This is a genomic window from Limnobacter sp., from assembly GCF_964228395.1.
In the GTDB taxonomy this organism is placed as follows: Bacteria; Pseudomonadota; Gammaproteobacteria; order Burkholderiales; family Burkholderiaceae_B; genus Limnobacter.
In genome coordinates this window covers 37,233-48,999 of record NZ_CAXQZX010000125.1, presented here as the reverse complement: position 1 = coordinate 48,999, position 11,767 = coordinate 37,233, and the positions used below count along the sequence as shown (strand labels likewise).

At 53.9% G+C, this 11,767-nt stretch carries 10 protein-coding genes; 5 read left to right on the top strand and 5 right to left on the bottom strand.

Annotation, left to right across the window (positions count from 1 at the left end):
• On the bottom strand, positions 1-1,468 hold a 1,468-nt coding region (locus ACEQU8_RS10745; RefSeq protein WP_370263504.1), incomplete at its 3' end, for an acyl-CoA dehydrogenase.
• A gap of 384 nt (positions 1,469-1,852) precedes the next feature.
• Here ACEQU8_RS10745 and ACEQU8_RS10740 point away from each other — a divergent pair.
• Both ACEQU8_RS10740 and ACEQU8_RS10735 read left to right on the top strand, forming a co-directional pair.
• Entirely contained in the window at positions 1,853-2,317 is a 465-nt protein-coding gene (locus tag ACEQU8_RS10740; RefSeq protein WP_370263503.1) for an SRPBCC family protein, read from the top strand.
• Between the two features lie 67 nt (positions 2,318-2,384).
• Entirely contained in the window at positions 2,385-3,440 is a 1,056-nt protein-coding gene (locus ACEQU8_RS10735; protein WP_370263502.1) for a trans-acting enoyl reductase family protein, read from the top strand.
• Between the two features lie 55 nt (positions 3,441-3,495).
• Here ACEQU8_RS10735 and bamE read toward each other — a convergent pair whose 3' ends face one another.
• Positions 3,496-4,344, bottom strand: coding sequence for an outer membrane protein assembly factor BamE (gene bamE / locus ACEQU8_RS10730; protein WP_370263500.1), 849 nt, complete (start codon positions 4,342-4,344; stop codon positions 3,496-3,498).
• A 131-nt stretch (positions 4,345-4,475) separates the two neighbouring features.
• Between bamE and ACEQU8_RS10725 the strand changes: the two genes are divergently transcribed.
• Positions 4,476-5,618, top strand: coding sequence for an NAD(P)/FAD-dependent oxidoreductase (locus ACEQU8_RS10725; protein WP_370263499.1), 1,143 nt, complete (start codon positions 4,476-4,478; stop codon positions 5,616-5,618).
• A 33-nt stretch (positions 5,619-5,651) separates the two neighbouring features.
• Entirely contained in the window at positions 5,652-7,313 is a 1,662-nt protein-coding gene (ettA, locus tag ACEQU8_RS10720; RefSeq protein ID WP_370263498.1) for an energy-dependent translational throttle protein EttA, read from the top strand.
• A gap of 9 nt (positions 7,314-7,322) precedes the next feature.
• Here ettA and yghU read toward each other — a convergent pair whose 3' ends face one another.
• A complete protein-coding gene (gene yghU, locus ACEQU8_RS10715) occupies positions 7,323-8,192 on the bottom strand; it encodes a glutathione-dependent disulfide-bond oxidoreductase (RefSeq protein WP_370263497.1) in 870 nt (289 codons plus the stop codon).
• Positions 8,193-8,418: 226 nt separating this feature from the next.
• Between yghU and katG the strand changes: the two genes are divergently transcribed.
• Entirely contained in the window at positions 8,419-10,629 is a 2,211-nt protein-coding gene (gene katG / locus ACEQU8_RS10710; protein ID WP_370263495.1) for a catalase/peroxidase HPI, read from the top strand.
• A gap of 74 nt (positions 10,630-10,703) precedes the next feature.
• Here katG and ACEQU8_RS10705 read toward each other — a convergent pair whose 3' ends face one another.
• Both ACEQU8_RS10705 and ACEQU8_RS10700 read right to left on the bottom strand, forming a co-directional pair.
• Positions 10,704-10,910: a 4-oxalocrotonate tautomerase family protein gene (locus ACEQU8_RS10705; protein ID WP_370263494.1), complete on the bottom strand. Its 207-nt coding sequence runs from the start codon at positions 10,908-10,910 to the stop codon at positions 10,704-10,706.
• A gap of 63 nt (positions 10,911-10,973) precedes the next feature.
• On the bottom strand, positions 10,974-11,486 hold the full coding sequence (locus tag ACEQU8_RS10700; RefSeq protein WP_370263493.1) for a DUF2726 domain-containing protein: 513 nt from the start codon (positions 11,484-11,486) through the stop codon (positions 10,974-10,976).
• Positions 11,487-11,767 lie beyond the last annotated feature (281 nt).

Sequence of the window (11,767 nt, the reverse complement as noted above, 5' to 3'; positions counted from 1 at the left end):
GCCCCAGGTAATTGCGTGGGCCAAGAATCACAGTGCGACCGCCGTGTACGTCCATGGAGCGCAGGATGATTTCGCGCATCATTTCGGTCATGTGGTACTTCATCATGGCGGTAACCACCGAAGGTGCACACTCGGCACACGCTGTGGCGGTCAGAATACGCGACGCTTCCAGCTTGTAGGTGAGGCCGCCAATTTTACCGGTGGCTTCCTGAACACCTTCAAACTTGCCGATGGGCAACTTGAATTGGCGGCGAATGCGGGCATAAGCGCCAGTGGCCAGATACATGCCCCAACCTGAGGCGGCAGACAACGCTGGCAGGGAAATACCGCGGCCAGCCGACAGGCACTCCACCAGCATGCGCCAGCCTTTGCCGGCCATTTCACGACCACCGATGATGGAGGTCAAAGGAATGTACACATCGTTACCGATGATGGGGCCGTTCATGAACACAGCACCGGGGAAATGACGGCGGCCAATTTGTACGTTTGGCGTGTCGGCGGGCAGCAGTGCGCAGGTGATGCCGTAATCCACTTTGGTTTTGTCGCCCAGAAGACCATCGGGGTCTTTCAGTTTAAAGGCCAAACCAACCACAGTGGCCACTGGGGCCAGGGTGATGTACCGCTTGCTGAAGTTCAACACGATACCCAGCTCTTCTTTGCCGTTTACAGTGCGCTTTACCACCACACCTGTGTCGGGCAAGGCGGAGGCGTCTGAACCCACTTCAGGACCGGTCAGGCCGAAACAGGGAATTTCACGACCATCCACCAAACGTGGCAGCCAGTAGTCTTTTTGCTCTTGCGTGCCGTAATGCATGATCAGCTCGCCTGGGCCCAAGGAGTTGGGCACCATCACAGTGACCGATGCGGTCAAGGAGCGGGTTGCAATTTTGGCCACCACACAGCTTTGTGCGTAGGGAGAGAATCCCAAACCGCCATGCTCTTTGGCGATCAGCATGGCAAAAAACTTCTTCTTGCCCATGAAATCCCACACTTCTTTGGGCAGGTCTTTCAGTTCAAACGTGATCTTCCAGTCGTCGAGCATTTTGCAAAGCTCTTCGGTTTCGTTCTCGAGGAAAGACTTTTCATCGGCGGTCAGCTCGGTGTACTTCACGTTCATGAGCTTGGACCAATCGGGTTTGCCACCGAACATTTCAGCTTCCCACCAAGTGTCACCGGCTTCCAGAGCATCCTTTTCAGTTTGGCTCATGGCAGGCAACGCCTTGGAGAAGGCTTTGAAAATTGGCGCTGTGAGAATGCCGCGACGAAGCGAGGGCACATTCAGCAACACGGCCACAGGCACGTAGATGGCAGCAAATACGGTGAGGCCGACCTCACCCAAGCCACCCAACATGTAAAAGCCCAAGGCTGTGGCGCCGATGGCTGCGGTGAAAGTTAAAAGACTTGCGCCTGTGTATACCAAGCCCACCAAAACGGCGGCGGCGAATACGGCGAACAGAGTGTTTGACATGGCGATACCCCTTGAATGTCATCAAAGTTACTTAGGCGTAACATGCGCCTTAAGTGAACAGCTGTCAACCTCATTGCACCAAAAAAGCACCGCCTTTTCTAGAGCCTGAATTCGAAAAAAATCATGAATTTACGCCGCACCGCAACATTGTTTTCAAACGTTTGATGGACAGCGTTGAAAAGCCCGGGCTTGTGAAGCGATTATGGATATTGCAGCGCACAAGCCAAAATTGTGAACAAATGGGTGCTGCAAAAAATTAGAACAAGTCCCCCAACAGGCCGGGTGCAGATGTGTATCGGCCCTGACAAGCGCGCCAATTAACCGATACACTGCTTGCAAAGGTAAAAAAACAATTCTTTTAACACCACACCAGCGAGGAGAACCATGGCTGTTAACGTCAACGTGAAGATTGAACGCTCTTTCAAAGTTGCCTGCAGTGCCAAAAAAGCTTTTGACCAGTTGGCCGATGTGGCCAGCACCGTGGCCATGTTTCCCAAGCTCGACAAAATTGTCGATCTGGGTGACGGCGTGTGGCGCTGGGAAATGGAAAAAATTGGCGCCGCCGGCTTGTCTCACCAAGTGAAGTACACCGTGAAATACACCAACGACGGCAGCTCAAAGATCGACTGGAACCCTGCCCCCGGCGAAGGCAATGCCAAAGTGTCTGGCGGATGGGTGATTACCGCCAGCGGCGACAAGGCATGCAATATTGCTTTTCGATCCACCGGTGAATTCGACATGCCTGTGCCTCGATTGATGAAAGGCCTGGCCGAGGGTTTGGTGAAATCTGAATTTGACGCGCAGGTAAGTACCTTCATTGACCGCGTGAAAGCCAAACTGGAATCCTGAACTTATCTAAACAGAACAACAATAAGCCCCCGGCCCACGGGGGCCTTCATCCACACTAGGAGATCCAATGCCCTGGATGATTTACGGTGCCAATGGGTACACCGGAGAAATGATTGCTCGCGAAGCCGCTCGCCGTGGCATGCGCCCTATTTTGGCCGGCCGCAACGGGGCCGCCATTTCGGCTTTGGCCGACAAATTGAGCTTGCCCAGCCGGGTGTTTTCGCTTGACCGCGAAGCCGACGTGCTGGCTGGCCTGAACGAGGTTGATCTGGTGCTGCATTGCGCTGGGCCTTTTTCTGAAACAGCCGAACCCATGATGCAGGCCTGCTTGCAAACCAAAACACATTACCTGGACATTACCGGGGAAATTTCGGTGTTTGAGCTGGCGCAAGAACTGGGTGGAAAAGCCAAGAAACAAAAGATCGTGTTGTGCCCCGGTGTTGGGTTTGATGTCATACCCACCGACTGCGTGGCTGCGCGCTTAAAAGAACTATTGCCCGATGCCACGCACCTGGCTTTGGGGTTTGATTCGCGCAGCGGTTTGTCCTCTGGCACGGCCAAAACCACGGTCGAGGCCATGAAATTGGGTGGCCGTATTCGCCAAGACGGCGAAATCAAATCCGTGGGCTTGGGTTACAAAACCCGGGAGATTAATTTTGGCAATGGCACCAAGTTTGCGGTGACCATTCCGTGGGGGGATGTATCCACTGCCTTCCACAGCACAGGCATTGGCAATATTGAGGTGTACATTCCATCGTCAGCCAAATCCGTGCGCATGATGCGCGCTGCCAACCTGGCCCGCCCTATTCTGGGTTTGGGCTTGGTACAAAACATCATGAAGAGCCAGGCCGCCAAGGTGGAAGGCCCCAACGAAGAGCAACGCGCAAAAATGCCAGCTTATGTATGGGGCGAAGCAAGCAACGCCGAAGGCAAAAAAGTGGTGGCGCGTGTTAAAACAGCCAATGGTTATTCGCTGACAGTGTATGGATCACTGGCTGTTGCCAGCTATATTTTGATGGAAAAAAACATTGTGGGCGGTGCCTACACCCCATCCAAATTAATGGGCAGCGATTTGGTAGAGCGCTTGGACGGCTCCACCAAGATACAAATTTACGAACAGTGAATGAAGCAAAAAGCCCCGCGCTTTTGGCACGGGGCTGCTTTGAAAACCTACGCTTTTATTTGCTGAACTCTTCGCGCTGAATTTTCCAGTTACCAGACGCCTTGGAAAGCACCAAAGTTTTGGTGCCCACGTCTTTGTAGCGGTTGGATGTGTACTCTTGCTTGAACTTCACTTCAGCCAAGGTCTCTGACTGCAGATCGATTTGCACATCGCTAACCACCACCTCGATGGTGTCAGGCCCGTTGATTCGGGACTTGCGTTGGCTCTCCCATGCGCCTCGGGATTTCTTGCCGTGCTCAAAAGTATCGGCATAAAAGCTGAGGTAACCATTGACATCTTTGGCAGACCAAGCCGCCGCCCAATTGGTCAGCAGGTCGTTGATGGCCGCAGCATCGCCCACATCGGCTCCCACGGCCAGGCTGGCCTCAGGCGCTTGCACTTCCACAGCATCTGGCGAAACTGCCACGGCAGGCGCAGACTCTGGAGAGCTGACCGCCGATTCAGCCGCATTGGCATCGGCCAACGCTGGGGGCGGAGGAGTGAGCGGCGCAACCCGGATCACCTTTTGATCTTTGAAGTAAATGGCATAAGGCACAAACTCCTCTTGCGCCCCGGTGCCCTGCTTCACAACGTAATCCCAACGCGATTGGTCGTTTTTGTCGCTCAACATGGGGAAACCGACACGGTTTTGCACTTGAAGGGGCGACATGCCCAACCTGATTTTGGCCAAATCGATTTTGGTGATGAATTCCCTTGGACCCACATGCTCGAACTCGGAGTCGAGGTACTCGGGCACATCTTTGAGGGAGGTGATGGACCCACAAGCAGCCAACACCGACACAGACAAAGCCAGCAACAGTGCTTTTGCGGATTGTGAAGGGCCGATGCGATCAAATGTACTCAAAGTTGTCTCCCTTTGATGTGTATTGTGTTTAAGTCGTTCGATAATAAAGGATTGCGCGCACGCGTAGGCGCATCTTAACGAAAGCCAGGCGATTTGATAATACTTCGCCACATTACACAGGAATTAGACGCATGAACACCACCATTATCGGTAGCGGGGTGGCCGCGTGGACGCTGGTGCGCGAACTGCGCAAAGCAGACCCAGACCACCACATTCGCCTCATCACAGCCGACAGCGGGGATTTTTACTCCAAGCCCATGTTGAGTAATGCCCTGGCCAGCGGCAAAACAGCTGACACCCTGGTGATGACCCCCGCCCCAAAATTTGCAGAACAGCAAAAGGTTGAGTTACACCCGCACACCACCCTTAAAGCCATCCACACGGCGACAAACACCATCGACACCACGGCTGGGCAATTTGAGTACAACAACCTGGTGTTGGCCTTGGGGGCCGACACCATCAAACTGCCTTTACAAGGAAGCGGCGCGGCCGATGTCATCAGCGTGAACGACCTGAACGATTACGCAGAATTTCGCAAGCTGTTGGAAGGCAAAAAGCAAGTGGCGGTGTTGGGGGCAGGCTTGATTGGATGTGAGTTTGCCAACGACCTGTTGAAAGCCGATGTACACACCACGGTATTTGATTTGGCAGATCGCCCACTTGCACGCCTCCTTCCACCCGAGGCCAGTGCATTCATGCAAAACAAGTTGCAAGACAAAGGGGTGAGCTGGAAGCTTGGGCGCAGCGTGGAGAGCGTCGAAGGCCACGCTGGGCAGTACACCTTGCGCGATTCAAGCGGCGAAACTACGCAGGCAGAGTTGGTGCTGTCTGCCGTGGGGCTGACCCCGAGAACAGCGCTGGCCAAAGATGCAGGCCTTGAAATTGGCCGCGGCATTGTGGTGAACACTTTGGGCCAAACCAGCAAAGCCAATGTGTATGCCATCGGTGATTGCGCTGAGTACGCGGGCAAGTATGTGCTGCCTTACATCATGCCTGTAATGCAGGCGGCCAGGGCCATGGCGCAAACCCTGGCCGGCAAACCCACAGACATTAAATTCCCGGCCATGCCTGTGAGCATAAAAACCCCCGACTGCCCCGCCGTGGTCAACCCGCCCTTGCCCGAGCATGAGGGACAGTGGGAGATCACCCCCACAGAAGACGGCATCAAAGCCCTGTTTAAAGGGGCCGATGGTGCGCTGCTGGGCATGGCTCTGCTGGGGGATGCCAGCAAAGAGAGGCAAGCCCTAACCCCCCAGCTTCCAGCGATGCTTTAAAATCGCAACATTCATTTTTACACTGGAATCCAGATGGCCCAATATGTATTCAGCATGAACCGGGTGGGGAAAATTGTTCCCCCCAAAAGGCAAATCCTCAAAGACATTTCTCTGAGCTTTTTTCCCGGCGCAAAAATTGGTGTGCTTGGCCTGAATGGCTCGGGCAAATCCACGTTATTAAAAATCATGGCCGGCGTGGACAAAGACATTGAAGGCGAAGCCGTGCCCATGCCCAACCTGAACATTGGGTATTTGAGCCAGGAACCCGAGTTGAACCCCGAGCACACCGTGCGGCAAGCCGTTGAAGAAGGCTTGGGCGACTTGGGCGTGGCCCAGCAAAAGCTGGAAGAAATTTACGCTGCCTACGCCGAACCCGATGCCGATTTCGACAAACTGGCTGAAGAGCAAGCCAAGTGGGAAGCTGTGATTGCAGCGGCCGGCAACGACGCCGACCATTTGATGGAAATTGCAGCAGACTCCCTGCGCCTTCCACCTTGGGATGCCGTGGTGGGTAATTTGTCGGGGGGCGAAAAACGCCGCGTGGCCTTGTGCCGCCTGCTGATGAGCAAACCCGACATGCTGTTGCTGGACGAACCCACCAACCACCTGGACGCTGAATCCGTACACTGGCTTGAACAGTTTTTGCATAAATTCCCGGGCACCGTGGTGGCCGTGACCCACGATCGTTACTTTTTGGACAACGCGGCTGAGTGGATTCTTGAACTGGACCGTGGCCACGGTATTCCCTGGAAGGGCAATTACAGCAGTTGGTTGGAGCAAAAAGAAACGCGCTTGAAACAGGAAGAAGCGAGTGAATCAGCCCGCCAAAAAGCACTGAAGAAAGAACTGGAATGGGTGCGCCAAAACCCCAAAGGCCGTCAGGCCAAGTCCAAGGCGCGTATTGCACGCTTTGAAGAATTGTCCAGCCACGAGTATCAAAAACGCAATGAAACCCAGGAGATTTTCATTCCCGTGGCTGAGCGCCTGGGCAATGAAGTGATCGAGTTTGAGAATGTGAGCAAGGCTTTTGGCGACCGTTTGCTGATCGACAACTTAAGCTTCAAGATTCCACCCGGAGCGATTGTGGGCGTGATCGGCCCCAATGGTGCTGGTAAATCCACGCTGTTTAAAATGATTGCCGGCAAAGAGCAACCCACCAGCGGCAACATCAAGGTGGGACCCACAGTGCGCATGGCCATGGTGGACCAAGCCCGAGACAGCCTGCCCAACGACAAAACAGTGTTTGACGGTGTGGCGGAAGGAGCCGACATTTTGACCGTGGGCAAGTTTGAAATGCCTGCGCGTGCCTACTTGGGGCGGTTCAACTTCAAAGGCGGCGACCAGCAAAAAATGATCGGTAATTTGTCTGGTGGTGAACGCGGGCGTTTGCACCTGGCCAAAACGCTGATTTCTGGCGGCAACTTGCTGATGCTGGACGAACCCTCCAACGACCTGGACGTAGAAACCCTGCGCGCGCTGGAAGACGCCCTGCTTGAATTCGCGGGCACAGTGCTTGTGACCTCACATGATCGCTGGTTCCTGGATCGAATTGCCACTCACATTCTGGCCTGTGAGGGAGACTCACAATGGGTCTTCTTTGATGGTAACTTCCAAGAATACGAAGCTGACAAAATAAAACGCTTGGGTGAGGAAGGCGCTCGACCCAAGCGTGTGCGTTACAAGCCTTTGAAGTAATCAGCCCATTTAAGCGGGATTTGCTTTGTCTTGGGTTTTGGTTTCAAAATCACTGGCATCGTGACGCTCCCACAACTGCTCCTCGGGCTTGCCCCAGGTGCGGTTGACCATGCGGCCCCGCTGCACAGCGGGCCGTTTGGCCACCTGCTCGGCCCAACGCAGCACATGGGTGTATTCGTGCGTGCTTAAAAATTCGGCCGCGTTATACACAGCGCCCACAGCAACACCGCCGTACCATGGCCATATGGCCATGTCTGCAATTGTGAATTCGCTGCCGGCCACAAATTCATTGTTGGCCAACTGTCTGTTGAGAACATCCAATTGGCGCTTGACTTCCATCGCGAAGCGGTTGATGGGGTACTCGTATTTTTCGGGCGCGTACACATAGAAGTGACCAAACCCACCGCCCAGCATGGGTGCGCTGCCCATTTGCCAGAACAGCCAATTCAAGGTCTCTGTTCGCTTTGCAGGGTCTTGGGGCAAGAAAGCGCCAAATTTTTCGGCCAAATACACCAAGATAGAACCCGACTCAAACACCCGTGTGGGCGGGTTGGTGCTGTGGTCTACCAACACAGGAATTTTGCTGTTCGGGTTGGCCTGCACGAAGCCCGAGCTGAATTGATCTCCCTCGCCGATTTTGATCAGGTGAGCGTCATATTCTGCCCCGGAGTGCCCAGCTGCGAGCAGCTCTTCCAGCATCACCGTCACCTTTACCCCATTGGGTGTGGCCAGGGAATACAACTGCAAAGGATGCTTGCCCACGGGCAGCGGCTTGTCGTGTGTGGGACCGGCAATTGGGCGGTTGATGTTGGCAAAGGTGCCGCCGCTGGCTTTTTCCCACTTCCAGACTTTGGGGGGTGTATACACGTCTTGACTCATCGCAATACTCCTGAAACGATGCTTGGTTGATGCTTATGTTGTAGCACAGTGTTTGCGCGTAGGCATTCAAGTTACCTGAACTACACCTTGAAAAAAATGGTCTTGACCCAGTAGGCTTATCGGAACTTCCTATAGAGGAATTTGATAATTCCGATTGGACTGATAGTTTTTGCAAGCCTACACTGATTTTGCTAAAACAATTGCTTAACAGCAGAGGAGAGAAGCAATGAGCAATGAATTGAAGTGCCCAGTGATGCACGACACACCCGCCAACGCACGCGCTGGTGTGTTCACCAATGCCGATTGGTGGCCCAACCAGATCAATCTGCGGCTCTTGAATCAGAATTCCCCCCTCACCGACCCCATGGGCGAGACCTACAGCTATGCCGAAGAGCTGAAAAAACTGGACGTAGAGGCACTGCTGAAAGACATGCGTGCCCTGATGACCGACTCCCAAGAGTGGTGGCCGGCCGACTATGGCCACTATGGACCGTTGTTTGTGCGCATGTCTTGGCACGCGGCAGGCACCTACCGTATTCACGATGGACGCGGCGGTGCTGGCACCGGAATGCAGCGCTTTGCACCTCTGAACAGCTGGCCCGACAACGGCAACCTGGACAAAGCACGCCGCTTGCTGTGGCCCATCAAGCAAAAATATGGCAAGCAAATTTCATGGTCTGACCTGTTTGTGCTGGCTGGCACCTTGGGTATGGACACCATGGGCTTTAAAACCTTTGGCTTTGCTTTTGGCCGCCCCGACGTTTTCGAACCCGAGGAAGTGTACTGGGGCCCTGAGGGTGAGTGGCTGGCCACCAGCGACAAACCCAATAGCCGCTACTCTGGCAAGCGCGATTTGGCCAACCCCTTGGCCGCCGTGCAGATGGGTTTGATTTATGTAAACCCAGAAGGTCCAGATGGCAACCCCGACCCCAAGCTGTCTGCCCATGACATCCGCGACACCTTTGCGCGCATGGCCATGAACGATTATGAGACAGTCGCCTTGGTGGCCGGCGGTCACACCTTTGGTAAAGCGCACGGTGCCGGCAACCCCAACTTGGTGGGCCCTGCCCCAGAGGGTGCACCCATTGAAGAGCAAGGTTTTGGCTGGATCAACCAACATGGTTCCGGCAAAGGCGCCCACGCCACCACCAGTGGCATTGAAGGTGCTTGGAAGCCCAACCCCACCAAGTGGGACATGGGTTACCTGGAAACCCTGTTTAAATACGAGTGGGAGTTGACCAAGAGCCCCGCTGGCGCGCACCAGTGGAAGCCCAAGGGCGACGCGGGCAAGGGCACTGTGGTGGATGCACATGACCCCACCAAGTTCCACCAGCCCATGATGACCACCGCCGACTTGGCCCTGCGCATGGACCCTGACTACGAGAAAATTTCGCGTCACTTCCTGGCCAACCCAGATGAGTTTGCGGACGCGTATGCTCGCGCCTGGTTCAAGCTGACCCATCGCGACATGGGTCCGAAGAGCCGCTATTTTGGCCCGCTGGTGCCCAAAGAAGACCTGATTTGGCAAGACCCAGTGCCCGCTGTGGACCACAAGCTGGTGGACGATGCCGACGTGGCTGCGCTGAAAGCCAAAGTGCTGGCCAGCGGCTTGAGCACCGCTGAGTTGGTGAGTACCGCGTGGGCCTCGGCAGCAAGCTTCCGCGGCAGTGACAAACGCGGTGGCGCCAATGGTGCCCGCATTCGCCTGGCCCCTCAAAAAGACTGGGCGGTTAATCAACCAGAGCAATTGAGTAAAGTGTTGGCCAAATTGGAAGGCATCCAGAAAGATTTCAATGCTTCTGCAAGCGGCGGCAAAAAGATCTCTCTGGCAGACCTAATCGTGCTGGCCGGTGGTGCTGGCGTTGAAGCTGCCGCGAAGCAAGCGGGTCACAATGTCACCGTGCCCTTCCACCCTGGCCGCACCGACGCGTCTCAAGATCAAACTGATGTGGATTCGTTTGAGGTGTTGGAGCCCCATGCCGATGGCTTCCGTAACTTTGCGAAGCCCGGTCTGGAAGACAGTGCGGCAGAGCGCCTTATCGACAAAGCCTCATTGCTGGGTCTTACCGCGCCAGAAATGACAGTTCTGGTAGGTGGTCTGCGTGTGATTGGTGCAAACACCAATGGCGCCAAGCACGGCGTATTCACCCAAAACGTAGGCAGCCTCACCAACGATTTCTTTGTCAACCTGCTGGACATGAGCACCAAATGGTCCAAGACTGACAAAGCTGGCGTGTTGGAAGGCCGTGATCGCAAGACGGGCAATGTGAAGTGGACCGGTACACTGGCTGACTTGGTGTTTGGTTCCAACTCACAATTGCGCGCATTGTGTGAAGTTTACGCAGCCAATGATGCGAAGGAAAAGTTTGTAAAAGACTTCGTTTCGGCCTGGGTGAAGGTGATGGAAGCAGATCGATTTGATTTGCATCCCTGCTAATATTCGCCAGATGACGCAATGAACAAAGCCCACCGGAAGGTGGGCTTTTTTATACCTGCAATCTTCACCCAACGCTACTTCGCAGCGAGCTTGCGAAGTTCTGTGACCTGTTCGCCACGGATTCCCCAGTTGTCGGTGTTGACTTCATCAATTACCACAAAGGTGGTTGCTGGGTTTTTATTTAGAACCTCTTGTAACAAGGTGGTCACGCCCTTGATGAGCGCAGCTTTTTGCTCTTTGGTGACCCCTTCGTCTGTGATTTTGATGTTGACGTATGGCATGGTTGATTCCAATGGTTGAAAAATGACCGGGTTAATCATAAACGCCGGCATTTGGAAAACTAACTAGGCTGGCTTTAATGCCGCCAAAAACTTCTCTCTCAGATCGTCCACCGAATAGGCCTGTTTTGCGGGAATTGCAAGAAGGGGAAGCTCAATAGCCCGACACACCTGGGTTACCAAAGTGTCTCTGGCCTGTGCCCGCTGTGAAGCATGCGACTTATCATTTAACTCCACGGCACAAACAATCGATAGATCACTAGACTTGCAAACAACGAAATCTAGATGCTTTCCAGAGACTCGATTGAGCGCACCTTGTCGCGCGGCCTTACTGAGCCCGGGCTTGACCTTTGCCAGATCAGCCAAACGGACTTTGCCAAGCACCCTGTAGTCGCTACCCACAGCTTGGTCCAAAACGCCTAAAAAGGAACGCTCCGCCGCTGAAAAGAGAAGTTTGGTAGGTTCGTACGGGTAAGAAATCTTGCCACCAACTCCGACATTCTTGGCTTTTAAAACAAACACAAGTATCGAAGCAGCGACTGCAATCAAAACCAAAAACACGAGAAAAAACCACATCATGAAGGCCGCCTGTTGAATCTTTGGGTTTAACGTAGGTGTGAACAAAGACACCAATGAGGTGCAAGCGGCAGAACTTAAATGAAAAGGATATGCAATTCAATCCTGGACAACACTCACACCCAACATCAAAAAGCGGATCTTTCTAAAAGCGCGTTGATAACATAGGTTTTATCAATTTTGGCTTACTGCTCTACCCCGCATTTGAGGGGGCCGAAGACTGAAAAATTACCCTCAAGATCAGTTAAGTGGCGAAGACGCGTGAGGCTCTCTCAATCCTACAA